The sequence below is a fragment of the Gordonia otitidis genome, from assembly GCF_020735545.1.
Taxonomy (GTDB): Bacteria; Actinomycetota; Actinomycetes; order Mycobacteriales; family Mycobacteriaceae; genus Gordonia; species Gordonia otitidis.
Window position 1 is genome coordinate 2,956,485 of sequence record NZ_CP085974.1, and the last position, 14,899, is coordinate 2,971,383.

The 14,899-nt window shown below is 66.8% G+C and carries 15 protein-coding genes; 14 read left to right on the forward strand and 1 reads right to left on the reverse strand.

Going from position 1 to position 14,899, the window contains the following annotated elements:
• Window positions 1-82: 82 nt before the first annotated feature.
• Window positions 83-826, reverse strand: coding sequence for a hypothetical protein (locus LK459_RS13535; protein ID WP_227918861.1), 744 nt, complete (start codon window positions 824-826; stop codon window positions 83-85).
• Between the two features lie 403 nt (window positions 827-1,229).
• Here LK459_RS13535 and hpt point away from each other — a divergent pair, with 403 nt between their 5' ends.
• From hpt to lysS, 14 genes are all read left to right on the forward strand, one after another.
• Window positions 1,230-1,805, forward strand: coding sequence for a hypoxanthine phosphoribosyltransferase (hpt, locus tag LK459_RS13540; RefSeq protein ID WP_007236834.1), 576 nt, complete (start codon window positions 1,230-1,232; stop codon window positions 1,803-1,805).
• 252 nt (window positions 1,806-2,057) lie between these two features.
• On the forward strand, window positions 2,058-4,496 hold the full coding sequence (gene ftsH / locus LK459_RS13545; protein WP_227918862.1) for an ATP-dependent zinc metalloprotease FtsH: 2,439 nt from the start codon (window positions 2,058-2,060) through the stop codon (window positions 4,494-4,496).
• Window positions 4,497-4,507: 11 nt separating this feature from the next.
• Window positions 4,508-5,146 carry a GTP cyclohydrolase I FolE gene (gene folE, locus LK459_RS13550; RefSeq protein ID WP_007236832.1) on the forward strand — a complete coding sequence of 213 codons (639 nt, stop codon included), beginning with the start codon at window positions 4,508-4,510 and terminating at the stop codon, window positions 5,144-5,146.
• 50 nt (window positions 5,147-5,196) lie between these two features.
• Window positions 5,197-6,060 (forward strand): dihydropteroate synthase, encoded by an 864-nt coding sequence (gene folP / locus LK459_RS13555; RefSeq protein ID WP_227923739.1) that lies wholly within the window; start codon window positions 5,197-5,199, stop codon window positions 6,058-6,060.
• Window positions 6,053-6,433: a dihydroneopterin aldolase gene (gene folB, locus LK459_RS13560; protein ID WP_007236830.1), complete on the forward strand. Its 381-nt coding sequence runs from the start codon at window positions 6,053-6,055 to the stop codon at window positions 6,431-6,433. Before folP ends, folB begins: the two co-directional genes overlap by 8 nt.
• Complete coding sequence (folK, locus tag LK459_RS13565; protein ID WP_227918864.1) at window positions 6,430-6,966, forward strand: 2-amino-4-hydroxy-6-hydroxymethyldihydropteridine diphosphokinase; 537 nt, start codon at window positions 6,430-6,432, stop codon at window positions 6,964-6,966. Before folB ends, folK begins: the two co-directional genes overlap by 4 nt.
• Window positions 6,963-7,505 (forward strand): DUF3180 domain-containing protein, encoded by a 543-nt coding sequence (locus LK459_RS13570; RefSeq protein WP_007236828.1) that lies wholly within the window; start codon window positions 6,963-6,965, stop codon window positions 7,503-7,505. Before folK ends, LK459_RS13570 begins: the two co-directional genes overlap by 4 nt.
• 90 nt (window positions 7,506-7,595) lie before the next feature.
• The gene (locus tag LK459_RS13575; RefSeq protein WP_227918866.1) at window positions 7,596-9,029 is read left to right on the forward strand and encodes a DUF6779 domain-containing protein; all 1,434 of its coding nucleotides are present in this window, start codon (window positions 7,596-7,598) and stop codon (window positions 9,027-9,029) included.
• A gap of 161 nt (window positions 9,030-9,190) precedes the next feature.
• Complete coding sequence (locus tag LK459_RS13580) at window positions 9,191-10,240, forward strand: Rossmann-like and DUF2520 domain-containing protein (protein WP_227918867.1); 1,050 nt, start codon at window positions 9,191-9,193, stop codon at window positions 10,238-10,240.
• Window positions 10,241-10,316: 76 nt separating this feature from the next.
• The gene (panC, locus tag LK459_RS13585) at window positions 10,317-11,231 is read left to right on the forward strand and encodes a pantoate--beta-alanine ligase (protein ID WP_227918869.1); all 915 of its coding nucleotides are present in this window, start codon (window positions 10,317-10,319) and stop codon (window positions 11,229-11,231) included.
• 116 nt (window positions 11,232-11,347) lie between these two features.
• On the forward strand, window positions 11,348-11,800 hold the full coding sequence (gene panD, locus LK459_RS13590) for an aspartate 1-decarboxylase (protein WP_227918871.1): 453 nt from the start codon (window positions 11,348-11,350) through the stop codon (window positions 11,798-11,800).
• A 10-nt stretch (window positions 11,801-11,810) separates the two neighbouring features.
• On the forward strand, window positions 11,811-12,620 hold the full coding sequence (locus tag LK459_RS13595) for a type III pantothenate kinase (protein ID WP_007236823.1): 810 nt from the start codon (window positions 11,811-11,813) through the stop codon (window positions 12,618-12,620).
• Between the two features lie 207 nt (window positions 12,621-12,827).
• Window positions 12,828-13,259, forward strand: a complete 432-nt coding sequence (locus LK459_RS13600; RefSeq protein ID WP_227918873.1) for a rhodanese-like domain-containing protein — start codon at window positions 12,828-12,830, stop codon at window positions 13,257-13,259.
• 80 nt (window positions 13,260-13,339) lie between these two features.
• Complete coding sequence (gene lysS, locus LK459_RS13605) at window positions 13,340-14,884, forward strand: lysine--tRNA ligase (RefSeq protein WP_227918875.1); 1,545 nt, start codon at window positions 13,340-13,342, stop codon at window positions 14,882-14,884.
• Window positions 14,885-14,899 lie beyond the last annotated feature (15 nt).

Genomic DNA, 14,899 nt, shown 5'->3' on the forward strand with positions numbered 1-14,899 from the left:
AATACTAGGACGCCGGCCGATGCGACGTTCAGCTACCCGCGGGCTCGCGCGTCGCACCGGCCGGAATCGGGGGCCCCTCGGCTCAGACCGGCGACGTGATGGTCTGGAAGTACTGAATCGCCGCCACGATGAGCGTTCCGCCTCCGCCGAGGATCACCCCGACGATCGAGCCGACGCCCGCGCCGATCGGGATACCCGCGAACACGCATCCGAGCGGTGTGAGGGTCACGCCTGCGATTGCGCAGCCGGCGATCCCTCCCACCACGGCGCCGATCGCGAGACCGACGAGCGATGAGATGGTCATTCCCGCGTTGAGGACACCGTTGAAGCGGTCGAGAGCCTCGTTGTCACGCTGCTGCCGTGTCTGCTTGGGCGGGGCCTGCTTGGCGGCGACCTGTCGCACCGCATTGACCTGTCGAGGGTCGAGCGGATGTGCGCGCGAGACGTCGCGAGACGGAGTCAGCGAGACGGATTTGCCGGAAACGGCAGCGTCGATCGGATACTCGAGGTACTCGCTGCGATACCGCAAACCCATCCGGAATAACGCCTGGCCTGCGGAATTCTTGACGACGACGTCATTGCCTTCGCGTGAGATCGAACCGTCGGAAACCGACAGATTCACTCCCGTGGGGGTCTGTGACAGCTGATAGTGCACCGAGGGAGGCGGAGGGGCGGCCTGAGCGATCGAGTGCACCAGGGGGATGGTCAGGACCGCCGCAGCGAGGACCGCGATCAGTCGGGTGAGAGTGATTGTGGTGGAGGGTCTTACGCAATCCGGCAGTACCGAGTGGTGCGTGGGTGTCGAACCGCGTCGTTGATGGTTCATCGGTGTTCCGTCCATATCCTCGATCCGATTGGTGGCGGATTCGGCGTAAGATCCCGCGGCCCCGAGCGGTTTTACCGATCTGAATCCCGGAACATCATTGTTTAGATGCATTAATAGAATTGATCGACGATGTCCCGAAGTGGATTCTCATCGGAAATACGGGAATGTGCGGGAAACCCGCCGCAAAGGTGACGCCTGATACGGTTTGTTATCTCCCCGTGATACGAATGTCCTGTCAACGGAGGATGAATGTCGTCCGATCGGGGGATCGTTCTCGCCCTACTTGTTCGTTGTCGGATCGCCCCGATCTCGAGGCGCGGTTCCTCGGGTCGATGGGGGAGGCTTCGGCATCGCTCGGCACCGACTGCGACCCGCGGCTACCCGACATGTCAAGCTGGTATCCGTGCATTCCGAGATCGAGATCGAGCACCACTACGGTGACGACATCGAGGCAGTCCTCATCACGGAGGAACAGATCAAGGCTCGAACCGCCGAGCTGGCTGCGTCGGTGGCGGCGCGCTATACGGACCTGCAGGACGATCTTGTCCTGATCGGTGTCCTCAAGGGCGCGATCATGTTCATGACCGACTTCGCCCGTGCGCTGCCCATCCCCTCGCAGATGGAGTTCATGGCGGTGTCGAGCTACGGCTCGGCGACCTCCTCGTCCGGTGTGGTGCGCATCCTGAAGGATCTCGACCGTGACATCGCCGGCCGCGACGTGCTGATCGTCGAGGACATCATCGACTCGGGACTCACGCTGTCGTGGCTGATGAAGAACCTCGCCACGCGGCAGCCACGGTCACTCGCCGTCTGCACGTTGCTGCGCAAACCCGAAGCGGTCCGATCCCCGGTCGAGGTCGCCGACATCGGGTTCGACATCCCCAACGAATTCGTCGTCGGATACGGCCTCGACTACGCCGAGCGCTATCGCGACCTGCCCTTCATCGGCCGCCTGCGGGCGTCGGTGTACGAGAAGTGAGGTCCGGGGAGCGCGGACGATCGCGCACGCCGCGCCTACGGTGAGGTCGAAACGACGACGGTGAGGTCGAAACGACGACGGCCGACGATTTCACCGCGGGGAACGGTTTCACCTGCATGATCGTTGACCGGTAGCCTCTATGTGTACGACCGAACCCTCGGGTGGCGTTCACATCGTTGGAAAACCGATGGGAAGGACAGTGGTAACGGCGCCGGGCGGCCCCACGCAGAGCCTGGACCTCCACCAATGCGCATGAACCAGAACCGAAAGACAGTCTTCCGCAATCTCGCGATCCTCGCGGTGATCGTGCTGGCCTTGTGGGGCTGGTACGCGCTACGCGACGGTGATCGCGGATACACCGGGGTCGACACCTCTGTCGCGCTGACTCAGCTCAACACCAAGAACACCAAGTTCATCCAGATCGACGACCGCGAGCAGCAACTGCGGATCGAGACCAAGGAGCCGATCAAGGTCGACGGCCAGGACGTCTCGAAGATCACGACCAAGTACCCGGCGTCCGCGGGCGAGCAGGTCTTCGACTCGGTCAAGTCGACGGGGGCCGGCTACCAGACCAATGTCACCCAGCAGTCGGTGTTCTGGCAGATCATGATCTTCCTGCTGCCGATGCTGTTGCTGTTCGGGCTGTTCTTCTTCGTCATGAACCGCATGCAGGGCGGCGGCAAGGGTGGCGTGATGGGCTTCGGCAAGTCCAAGGCCAAGCAGCTGTCCAAGGACATGCCCAAGACCACGTTCGCCGACGTCGCAGGCGCCGACGAAGCGGTCGAAGAGCTCTACGAGATCAAGGACTTCCTACAGAACCCCGCGCGCTACCAGGCGCTCGGCGCGAAGATCCCGCGCGGCGTGCTGCTCTACGGCCCGCCCGGAACCGGTAAGACGCTGCTCGCGCGAGCCGTCGCGGGTGAGGCGGGCGTGCCGTTCTTCACCATCTCGGGTTCGGACTTCGTCGAGATGTTCGTCGGTGTCGGCGCGTCGCGTGTGCGTGACCTGTTCGAGCAGGCCAAGAACAACAGTCCCTGCATCATCTTCGTCGACGAGATCGACGCGGTGGGCCGTCAGCGTGGGGCAGGCCTCGGCGGTGGACACGACGAACGCGAGCAGACACTCAACCAGCTGCTCGTCGAGATGGACGGCTTCGGCGACCGGTCGGGTGTCATCTTGATCGCGGCCACCAACCGCCCCGACATCCTCGACCCGGCGCTGCTGCGTCCCGGCCGTTTCGACCGACAGATTCCGGTCGGCAACCCCGACATCGCCGGGCGTCGCGCGATCCTGAAGGTGCACGCCAAGGGCAAGCCCATCGCGGAGGACGCCGACCTCGACGGCCTCGCCAAGCGAACACCGGGAATGTCGGGCGCCGACCTCGCCAACGTCGTCAACGAGGCCGCGCTCCTCGCCGCCCGCGAGAACAAGACGGTGATCACCGCCGAGATGCTCGAAGAGGCTGTCGACCGCGTGATCGGTGGACCGCGCCGCAAGAGCCGCATCATCAGCGAACACGAGAAGAAGGTCGTTGCCTACCACGAGAGCGGTCACACGCTCGCGGCATGGGCGATGCCCGATCTCGATCCGATCTACAAGGTCACGATCCTCGCCCGCGGACGGACGGGCGGCCACGCCCTCGCCGTTCCCGAGCAGGACAAGGACCTGATGACCCGTTCGGAGATGATCGCCCGCCTGGTCATGGCGATGGGTGGTCGTGCGTCGGAGGAACTCGTCTTCCACGAGCCGACGACCGGCGCGTCGTCGGACATCGACCAGGCGACCAAGATCGCCCGCGCGATGGTCACCGAGTACGGCATGAGCGCCAAGCTCGGCGCTGTCCGGTACGGCCAGGAACAGGGCGACCCGTTCCTCGGACGCAGCATGGGTGCACAGAGCGACTACTCGGCCGAGGTGGCCAGCGAGATCGACGACGAGGTACGTCGACTCATCGAGGCCGCACACACCGAGGCCTGGGCAATCCTCTCCGAGTACCGCGACACCCTCGACATCCTGGCCAGCGAACTCCTGGAGAAGGAGACGCTGACCCGCAAGGATCTCGAGCGGATCCTCGCCAACGTCGAGAAGCGCCCGCGGATCACCACGTTCAACGAATTCGGTGAGCGCACCCCGAGCGACAAGCCACCGGTGAAGACTCCCGGGGAGCTGGCAATAGAACGCGGCGAGCCGTGGCCACCGCCACCGCCGGAGCCCGTGCGTGAGCCCGTCGGTGCCGGGAGTGCACCGGGCGGAACACCGCCGTCGGGGTATGCGGGTGGACAGCAGCCCTATTACGGAAGTCCGTATCCGACGCCCGGGCAGGGCTATGCACCTCCCTATCCCGAGCAGGGGAACAACCCCCCTGGCTCCCAGGGAAGTGGCACGCGACCCGATTACGGCGCACCCCGCGACTGGTCCGCCCCCGGGTGGCCGCCCCAATCGGGTGGTTACCAGGCAGGCGGCGGCTACCAGCCGGGGGGATACCGTCCCGACGGTCAACAGCAGGGCGGCTACCAGCCCCAGGGCTACCCGAGCGGCGGAAACCCGAACGGCGCCAACGGTAATCAGCAAAACGGCCATGAGTACGGCCCCTATGGCGGTCAGCACGGCACCGGTCACAACGGTGGAGGGCAACACCGCGACGACGGTGAGGGGTCGCCACGCAACGGTTCACACGGAGACGGAGCCTGAGGGTCGGATCGATGACAATCAGCGAGGGTCACGACATCGCGACTCACGAGGACGCATCGCACGCGACGACGGTCGACGGCGGACGCTTCTTCGATCAGCAGCGCGCCGAGGCGGCGGTACGAGAGTTGCTCATCGCGGTCGGCGAGGATCCCGATCGCGAGGGGCTGCGTCGCACGCCGACTCGTGTCGCCAACGCCTATCGGGAGATGTTCGCGGGTCTCTACACCGATCCGTCGGAGGTGCTCGCGACGATCTTCGACGAGGACCACGACGAACTGGTGCTGGTCAAGGACATCCCGATGTACTCGACGTGTGAGCATCATCTGGTGTCGTTCCACGGCGTCGCCCACGTCGGTTACATCCCCGGACCCACCGGCCAGGTGACCGGACTGTCGAAGTTGGCGCGGGTCGTCGACCTGTACGCCAAGCGCCCGCAGGTGCAGGAGCGACTGACGAGTCAGATCGCCGATGCCCTGGTCAATCGGCTCAATCCGCGGGGTGTGATCGTCGTGATCGAGGCCGAGCACCTGTGCATGGCGATGCGGGGCATACGCAAGCCCGGTGCGCGCACCACCACATCGGCGGTGCGTGGCATCTTCAAGACCAGCGCCGTGTCACGCGGCGAGGCACTCGACCTCATCACCCGGTGACCGACGACCCGGTCGACGCCGGAACCCGCGATTCCGCGCGTACGCAGGTGATGGGGATCGTCAACGTCACCGCGGACTCGTTCTCCGACGGCGGCAGATATCTCGATCCCGACCGGGCCGTCGAGCATGGGCTGCGTCTGCACGCCGACGGCGCCGACATCATCGACGTCGGTGGCGAGTCGACCCGACCCGGCGCGATCCGCGTGGACGAGGCCGTCGAGATCAAACGCGTCGTACCGGTGATATCAACACTCGCCGACGAAGGTGTGCAGGTGTCTGTCGACACGATGCGCGCCGCGGTCGCGGAGGCCGCCATCGATGCGGGGGCGACGATCGTCAACGACGTCTCGGGCGGCCGTGCCGATGCGGGCATGGCGTCACTCCTCGCCGAGGTGGGGCTGCCCTGGATTCTCATGCACTGGCGTCCCGCGGCAGCCGAGTCCGATGCCGGGCGTCGATTCACTCATCGTGTCGACGACACCGGCGGATACCGCGATGTCGTCGCCGAGGTCAGTCGTGAGCTGCTGGGCCAGGTCGACGCCGCGGTCGACGTCGGCGTCGACCCCGACAACATCATCCTCGATCCCGGACTGGGATTCGCCAAGACGGCGCAACACAATTGGGCGCTGCTCAATGCGCTGCCGACCCTGGTCGGCCTGGGTTTCCCCGTGTTGGTCGGGGCATCGCGCAAGCGTTTCCTCGGAACCCTGCTCGCCGTCGATGGCGACGCCCGCCCGCCGGAGGGACGTGAGATCGCGACCGCGTCGATCAGCGCGATTGCCGCGATCCACGGCGCGTGGGGCGTCCGCGTGCACGACGTCGCGGCGAATCGCGACGCGGTCACCGTGGCAGCCGCATGGCGCGCGGGGGGCCGCGACCGGCACACCGTCCATGGGGAGCAGCAGGATGGCTGACCGAATCGAACTGCGCGGCCTGCGCGTGCGGGGCAACCACGGTGTCTTCGACCACGAGCGGCGCGACGGCCAGGACTTCGTCATCGACGTCACGCTGTGGACCGACCTCCGTGCCGCGGCAGAGTCGGACGACCTCGCCGACACCGTCGACTACGGCACACTCGCGCAGCAGGTTCACGACGTCGTCGCAGGAGAACCGCGCAACCTCATCGAGGCCGTCGGCGGAGAGATAGCCGAGCAGATCATGCTCGACGACCGCATCCACGCCTGCGAGGTGGTCGTCCACAAGCCGTCGGCGCCGATCCCGTTGGATTTCGCCGACGTCGCCGTCGTCACCCGGCGGTCCCGGAAGTCCGCGGGTGGTCTGCGGTGACGCGCGCCATCCTGTCCGCGGGCACCAATCTCGGCGACCGTGCAGCCCGACTGCACGAGGTCGTCGATGCGCTCGCCGACGACCTCGTCGCAGCGTCGAGTATCTACACGACGGCCCCGTGGGGTGGCGTCGAGCAGCCCGACTTCTACAACATCACGCTCATCGTCGACGGCCCGATCTCCGCACGCGACTGGTTGCAGCGGGGATTCGACCTCGAGCGCGCCGCGCACCGAACGCGTGAGGTCCGTTGGGGTCCGCGGACGCTCGACGTCGACGTGATCTGCGCGAGCGACGATGCGGGGACGCCGATCATCAGCGCCGACGAAGAGCTGACCCTGCCACATCCCCGCGCGGCGCAGCGTGCCTTCGTGCTGGTGCCCTGGCTGGAGATCGAACCGAATGCGACGCTGTGGACGCCTGACGGCCCCCGCTCGGTTGTCGACCTCGTCGAGGCCCTGCCCACCGCCGAGCGCGAGGGTGTCCGCAGGCTGACGACGAACGGCGGACCCGCCAGCAGCGAGGCAGTCGGATGACCGCGCCGAACCCGTCGACGCCGCCGGAGTCCGACGAGCCAGGGCTCGGACCCACCCGACCTCGCGACCTACTCATCATCGCGGTCTTCGTGGCCCTCATCGCCTGGATACTCGTCCGTTACAACTACTCGGCGCTGCCCCCGTTGCCGCTGCTGGCCGGACTCGTGCTGTACGTCCTCGCGGCGATCGAGACGGCCATAGCCTTCGTCGTGCGCGCACGCGTCGCCGACCGTCAGGTGGGCCGCGCCCGTGGACAGTTGCACCCGCTGACGGCCGCGCGGGTGTTGGCATTGGCCAAGGCGTCGGCCATCCTGGGCGCCGTGGCCGTCGGTGTGTGGGTGGGCATGCTGGTGTTCCTGTGGAGTCAACACGGCGTCACCTCCGCCGAACACGACAAGCCGGGCGCGATCGTCGGAGCGTTCGGGGGCCTTGTTCTCGTCGTCGCGGCGCTCTGGCTCGAGTACTGCTGTCGAGCACCCGACGACCCGACCGACCAGACGACACAACCGCGTGCGGACGGGCATCCCGGACCCGCGTGAGCGACCGACATCCACATATCAGCGTGCGAATCATGACTCTCCGCACCCGCCTCGCCGTCGCGCGGGCCGTCAGAGGGTAAGTTCACGGTCATGACGACCTCGACTGGCCGTGCCGCCGACTCACGCCGTTCCGGTCGCGTCGGGCAATGGCTGGTGGGTCTTCTCATCGTGCTGGCCGTGGTGGCCAGTGTGCTGATGCTCTTCACCGACCAGATCTCGGTGCTCGGATCGCTGGCGGTGATCGCGGCGCTGTGGGCCGCGGTGATCGCAGCGATTCTCATCACGAGGTACCGCCGACAGGCCGAGAGCGCCGAGAGCAAGAGCCGCGATCTCCGACTGGTCTACGAGTTGCAACTCGAGCGAGAGATTGCTGCGCGTAGGCAGTACGAGCTCGACGTCGAGTCGACGATCCGCAAGGAGATCAGCGACGAGGCCGGCGTCGAACTCGCCGAACTCAAGGCGCAGGTCCTTGCACTCCGTTCGAGTCTCGAGATGCTGCTCGGCGAATCGTTGCCCGATCAGCGCGCAGCACTACCGAACGAAAAGCTCCGTGAGTTGGCGTCGGGTCTCGGCGGACTCGGTGCGCAGTCTGGCCGTTCGCAGCCCGACTACGGCAGCGGTACGGCGTATCCCGGCACCTACGGCTCGACCGATTTCACCGCCCACGACGACGGGGCCCTCGCCGCACGCGACTTCGAGCAGACCGCACCCGGCGCAGAACACCGACGTCGCGATTCCCGGCCATTCGATGCTCCGAGGCGTTTCGGCTCCGACGTCGACCCCAACGAGTTGACCGAGGTTCTGCCCGTCGTGCAGGGTGATGCGCCGATTTCGGGCCGGATCGCCACCGAGGTTCCGCTCGATGAGATCCGCGCCGACGAGGTCGAGGCCGTCGGAGTCGACGAAGTGATCGCCGACGAGGTCCCCGAGGACGCGACAACCTACGCCGAGACACCCACCGAGGACCCTCACGCAGGCGCAGCGGAGTCTCGCGCGGGCGAAACCCCTCACGACGACAGTGCACGCGGCGATGCGTCCGCAGCGGACTACGTAGCCCCCGACGTCGTCGCCGAGGAGGTCGTCGTCGACGTCGTCGAAGAACAACCGTCGCCGCGGGCCCCGTACACCTCCGGAACTCTTGACACCGCCGAGTCGTCGACGCCTCAGTCGGCTGCCGACCAGGGACCGACGACGTCGGCGCCGTTCTCCGGCGGGTTCTACGTCGGGCCGTCCCGAACCGCCACGTCGGAGCCGTCGGAACAGGGCGCCACCGAAGCCGACGTCGAGGTCGCATCGGAAGCCAAGGTCGCACCTGACGTCGATGTCGCACCCGAGACGTCGTCGGGTCGGCACGAGACCGGCGACGACGCGACCCGCACCTATGGTGGCGGCCGGCGGCGTCGTGATGAGGACGACGACCACGACGCGGCGCACACCGCAGGGCTTCCGGTCGCCGAGTTGCTCAATCAGCTTCGTCAGTCCCCCAGCGGTGGGGGCGGCGGGCGTCGGCGTCGCGAGGACTGACGTCGGCAAGTGCCGCTCCACCTCGTCGGATGGAGTCGATGCCCTGCCCAGGTGACGAGTCTCACAGGCATTGGCCCGGCGGTGCGTCGAGCGCCTAGCATTGCGGTGCACGTCCGGTACCCACGCCAGAGTTGGGACTGGAACGACCTGGGAGGACACCGGTGACCTCACCGAACGGCGAATCCGCCGTGCCCTCGACCCCTGATGGCGGGTCGAATGAGCGGCGCAGTGACGCGGGGCGTCTGGGGCATTCCTCCTCCGCGGAGTTCGCCGGGGTCAGCAACCCACCCACGCCCGCCCGTCTGACTGTCGGAATCGTCTCGGCTGGGCGAGTCGGGACGGCACTCGGTGAGGCCCTTGAGCGGGTTGGTCATGTGGTGGGCGCAGTTGTCGCTCGATCTCCCCGGTCCCGTCAGCGCGCAACGCAACGGCTCCCCGAATCGCAGATACTCGACCTCCCCGAGGTCGTCGCGCGATCCGAGCTCCTCATCATCGCGGTGCCTGACGCCGACATCCGCGATGTCGTCGCCGACATCGCCGACAGTGGACGGTTGCGTCCGCGCACCCTCGTCCTGCACACCGCGGGTGCACACGGTGTCGAGATCTTGGCGCCGCTCACCGCACTCGGTGCGCTTCCGCTCGCCGTACATCCCGCGATGACGTTCGTCGGATCCGACGACGACACCGCCCGACTGCAGCAGGCATGCTTCGGCGTGACCGCTGCCGACGAGGTAGGTCTGGCCATCGCATCGGCCCTCGTGCTCGAAATGGGCGGCGAACCCGTGCGCATCGCGGAGGCCGACCGAACCCTGTACCACGCCGCACTCGCACACGGCGCGAATCATCTCGTGGCACTGGTCTGCGACGCTGTCGCTGCGATGAACGCAGCCATCGAGGGTACGGCGGGCGAGGCGAGCCGTGATGCGGCCACCGTCGACGGGAACTCCGAGCGGCTTGCCGAGCGCATCCTCGCCCCATTGCTCACTGCGGCATTGCACAACGTGCTCGACCTGGGGCCGGATGCACTCACCGGACCGGTCGCTCGGGGCGACGCCGGTGCCGTCGCCGATCATCTCGCCGCGCTGCGTGCGCTGCCGGGCGGCGACCGTCCCACAGCGATTGCCGAGGCCTACCGCATCCTCGCGCGGCGGGCAGCCACCTACACCGATGCGCCCCAGCCGCTGATCGAGGTTCTGGAGCGACGAGAGTGACCACTTCGACGTCGACTACCCGGATATCGACTACGACTGGGGCGCAGGGTGTCCCGCGTCGTGTGAGAGGAGAACGATGACCGCCCCGCTGAGCCCGGACGCCTACACGCGAGGTGAGCTGACGGTGCATCACGATCCCACGACGGTGCACCGGGTGAGTCAGGCGCTGCGGCGTGCCGGCAGGCGTGTGGTGTTGGTGCCGACCATGGGCGCCCTCCACGCGGGCCACCTGCAACTGGTCGACGCTGCAAAGAGTGTCGGCAACGCGGTGGTCATCGTCTCCATCTTCGTCAACCCGTTGCAGTTCGGCGAGAACGAAGACCTCGACGCGTACCCACGGAGCTTCGACGACGACGTCGACTTGTTGCGTTCTGCCGGTGTGGAATTGGTGTTCGCGCCGACTGTCGCCGACATGTATCCGCTCGGTCCGCGCACCACGGTGGTGCCGGGGCCCGCGGGAGACATACTCGACGGCGCGGCTCGCCCGGGACATTTCGCAGGGATGCTCACCGTCGTGTGCAAGCTGCTCAACATCGCCACGCCGCATGCCGCGTTCTTCGGCGAGAAGGACTATCAGCAACTGGTGCTGATCGCGCAGATGGTTGCCGACCTCAACCTCGACGTCGACATCGTTGGTGTTCCGACGGTGCGCGAGGCCGACGGGCTCGCGTTGTCGTCGCGCAACCGCTACCTGACGCCCGAACAGCGCGAGATCGCCACCACGTTGTCGGCCGCGCTCACCGCAGGCGCGCACGCGGCCCCCGGCGGTAAGAGCGCGATACTCGCTGCCGCACAAGCGGTTCTGGCGACATCGCCCGAGCTCGAACTCGACTATCTCGCGCTCCGCGACCGTGCTCTCGGCGAAGCGCCGGAGAAGGGCGAAGGTCGACTACTCGTCGCCGCCCGACTCGGCCGGGCACGCCTGATCGACAATGTCGGTGTGTCGATCGGGATCGATCCGGAGGACATCGGGAACCCCGATGCGTACTGACCCCGACGATCGGACGACGAGTGCCGGTCGGGCTCGCCGCGACCACCCCAACAGACTCTGCAGCCCGCCCTCCACACAGCAGCAGCCGCTGCGCGTCAACACAGAGGAATGACAGCATGTTTCGCACCATGATGACGTCGAAGATCCACCGGGCGACCGTCACCCAGGCCGACCTGCACTACGTCGGTTCGGTCACGATCGATGCCGACCTTCTCGACGCCGCAGACCTACTCGAAGGCGAACAGGTCACCATTGTCGACATCACGAACGGCGCGCGGCTCGAGACCTACGCCATCGCGGGTGACCGTGGCACCGGCGTCATCGGGATCAACGGTGCCGCAGCGCATCTGGTTCATCCCGGTGACCTCGTGATCATCATCGCCTACGGAATCCTCGACGAGGCCGAGGTGCGTGAGTACAGCCCGCACGTCGTCTTCGTCGACGAGGCCAATCGGGTGCTGGAGAACGGCTCCGACCCCGCGCACGCACCCGAGGGCTCGGGTCTGTTCGACCCCCGTCACCCCGAAGCGGATTCGGCGCGAGCCGCCTACGCCGAGTCCGGGGTGTAGGTTTCGTCCGATGCTGCTCACCGTCGAGGTCGGGAACACGAACATCCATCTCGGGGTGTTCGCGGGTTCGGGGGACCATGCCGCTCTGGTGCGCGACTGGCGGATTCACACCGACCCGCACCTGACCGCCGACGAACTCGCCATGACGATCCGGGGTCTGCTCGGCGGCGACATCGAGCAGATCACGGGCGTCGCCGCGTTGTCGACAGTGCCGTCGTTGCTGCGTGAGCTGCGCGTGATGGTCGCGAGGTACTACGACGGCGTCCACCACGTCCTGCTCGAACCCGGTGTACGAACCGGAGTGCCGCTCCTCGTCGACAACCCCAAGGAGGTCGGCACCGATCGCGTTGCCAACTGTCTCGCCGCGCACCATCTCTACGGAGGCCCGTGCATCGTCGCCGCATTCGGCACGGCCACCGTGGTCGATGCGGTCTCGGCGAAGGGGGAGTTCCTCGGTGGCGCGATCGCGCCGGGAGTGAATCTGGGCGTCGAAGCCCTCGCCGAGCACACCGTGACCGTGCGTCGGGTGGAGTTGATGCCGCCACGTGGCGTGTTGGGCAAGAACACCGTCGAGGCGTTGCAGTCGGGCATCCTCTACGGCTTCGCGGGACAGGTCGACGGTCTCGTGGACCGTATCCGCCAGGGCGTCGACGGATTCGACGCGCGCGACGTGACGGTGGTGGCCACCGGGTCGCTGGCGCCGCTGATCTTCCCGGAGAGCCGCACGCTCACCGAACACCACTCGTATCTGACCCTGGAGGGTTTACGGCTGGTCTCGGAACGAGCCAAGCAGCAGGGGCGAGCCCGCGGTAGTCGTTGAATCACTGTCACCCCGGGTCGGGGATGGCGGCCATTCGGCCCACGAGGCGCACAACCCTGCGCTGGTCTGGCCTCGGACCGTGAGCTGTGGCAGACTTGTCGCCGTGATCATGAGCTGTCAGGAGTGTTGTCAGGGCTGAGTCCGCTTCATGCGGCCGCCCTTCGTCGACGCCCCCGCTTGTTTTCGATCACTCGAGGTATCTCTCTCATGACCGCATCGGTCCAGTTCACCCAGCACGTCCACGCACCGATCTCGGCTCACGCCCCCAGCGCCCCGCTATCGGTCCAACCGACCGCATATCGCGCCGCCGTGGCGGCGGGTGCTGTCCCGGTCGACATCCGCAGCCACCGCAAACGCTCACTCGACGGTGCGTTGATCGGGGCACTCGCCGTCGAGGCGACCGAGGCCCTCGACCTGCTCACGCCGGGATCGCCGAAGGCTCTACGGACGGCCACACATGATCGACGCTGGATTCTGGTCAGCGACGACGGGCACGAGGCCGAATGGTTGGCGTGGCACCTACAGGCACGTGGAGTCACCGGTGCCGTGTTCGTGGTCGGCGGGTTCACGCGGCTACGCCGCGACCGCATCAACGGCAGTATCAGCGACGCCGAGTTGGCGATGTTCTCAGCGCACTGACGGTGCGGTGGGTGTGGTGACAACACTCGCCGCAGGGCGCGATTTTCACCGACCCCACGTCGGCCGATAGTCTTCGATGCGTGAGCGAACCCGTGACCACGACGAACGCGACGGATGACGACCAGACGCCCGAGCAACTCCGCATCCGGCGCGAGAAGCGCGAGCGCATCCTCGCCGAGGGTGGGCAAGCGTACCCGGTGTCGATCGGGCGGACGCACAGCCTCTCCGAGATCCGCGCCGCCTACCCGGACCTCGAGGCAGGCACCGAGACCGGGCTGCAGGTCGGGGTCGCCGGTCGCGTGATCTTTCTGCGCAACAAGGGCAAGCTGTGCTTTGCGACGTTGCAGGAAGGCGACGGCACTCAACTGCAGGCAATGATCAGCTTCAACGGTGTCGGTGAGGAGTCGCTCGCGCGATGGAAATCCGACGTCGACCTCGGTGACATCGTCTACGTCCACGGCGAGGTCATCAGCTCCCGTACCGGAGAACTGTCGGTGATGGCCGACGACTGGGCGATGGCATCGAAGGCGTTGCGGCCGTTGCCGGTTGCGCACAAGGAGATGAACGAGGAGACGCGCGTCCGCCAGCGTTACGTCGACCTCATCATGCGTCCCGAGGCCCGCGAGATCGCACGCACGCGCATCGCGGTGATCGCCGAGCTGCGCAAGGCGCTCGTGACGCGCGGGTTCCTCGAGGTCGAGACCCCGATGCTGCAGACACTGCACGGTGGCGCGGCCGCTCGCCCCTTCGTGACTCATTCCAACGCATTCGACATCGACCTCTATCTGCGAATCGCACCGGAACTGTTCCTCAAGCGTGCCGTGGTCGGCGGTATCGAGCGCGTCTTCGAGATCAACCGCAACTTCCGCAACGAGGGCGCCGACTCGACGCACTCGCCTGAATTCGCGATGCTCGAGACCTACCAGGCCTACGGCACCTACGACGACGCCGCGACCATGACCCGCGAGATCGTCCAGGAGGTCGCGCTCGGCGCACTCGGCACGCTCACACCGGAGATGCCCGACGGCAGCACCTACGATCTGTCGGGCGAGTGGACCTCCCTGGAGATGTACCCGTCGTTGTCGGAAGCGCTCGGTCAGGAGATCGTGCCCGACGGCGGGCCGGAGCACCCCGGCACAACCGTCGACGAACTCCTCGCCATCGCCGAACGCGTCGGCCTCGAGGTGCCGAAGGACAAGGGGTACGGACACGGAAAGCTCGTCGAGGAACTGTGGGAGCACATGGTCGGCGAGAAGTTGTCGCAGCCGGTGTTCGTCCGCGACTTTCCCGTCGAGACTTCGCCGCTCGTGCGCGCTCATCGCAGCGTGCCAGGCGTCGTCGAGAAGTGGGACCTCTACGTTCGCGGCTTCGAGCTGGCCACCGGCTACTCGGAGCTCGTCGACCCGGTCATCCAGCGTGAACGGTTCGTCGACCAGGCCCGCCTCGCGGCCGCCGGTGACGACGAGGCCATGCGGCTCGACGAGGAGTTCCTCGCCGCGATGGAGTACGGTATGCCTCCGACCGCCGGCACGGGCATGGGTATCGACCGGCTGCTGATGGCGCTGACCGGCCTTGGAATCCGCGAGACCATCTTGTTCCCCCTGGTCAAGCCGATGCGCGACTGAGCTAACGAGGACGCG

Excerpts from the sequence above, each read along its gene's own strand:
- LK459_RS13570 (WP_007236828.1), top strand. The coding sequence starts at position 6,963 with ATGACCGCGCCGAACCCGTCGACGCCGCCGGAGTCCGACGAGCCAGGG.
- ftsH (WP_227918862.1), top strand. The coding sequence starts at position 2,058 with ATGAACCAGAACCGAAAGACAGTCTTCCGCAATCTCGCGATCCTCGCG.
- LK459_RS13535 (WP_227918861.1), bottom strand. The coding sequence starts at position 826 with ATGAACCATCAACGACGCGGTTCGACACCCACGCACCACTCGGTACTG.
- folP (WP_227923739.1), top strand. The coding sequence starts at position 5,197 with ATGGGGATCGTCAACGTCACCGCGGACTCGTTCTCCGACGGCGGCAGA.
- panC (WP_227918869.1), top strand. The coding sequence starts at position 10,317 with ATGACCGCCCCGCTGAGCCCGGACGCCTACACGCGAGGTGAGCTGACG.
- folB (WP_007236830.1), top strand. The coding sequence starts at position 6,053 with ATGGCTGACCGAATCGAACTGCGCGGCCTGCGCGTGCGGGGCAACCAC.
- LK459_RS13600 (WP_227918873.1), top strand. The coding sequence starts at position 12,828 with ATGACCGCATCGGTCCAGTTCACCCAGCACGTCCACGCACCGATCTCG.
- panD (WP_227918871.1), top strand. The coding sequence starts at position 11,348 with ATGTTTCGCACCATGATGACGTCGAAGATCCACCGGGCGACCGTCACC.
- LK459_RS13575 (WP_227918866.1), top strand. The coding sequence starts at position 7,596 with ATGACGACCTCGACTGGCCGTGCCGCCGACTCACGCCGTTCCGGTCGC.
- folE (WP_007236832.1), top strand. The coding sequence starts at position 4,508 with ATGACAATCAGCGAGGGTCACGACATCGCGACTCACGAGGACGCATCG.
- LK459_RS13595 (WP_007236823.1), top strand. The coding sequence starts at position 11,811 with ATGCTGCTCACCGTCGAGGTCGGGAACACGAACATCCATCTCGGGGTG.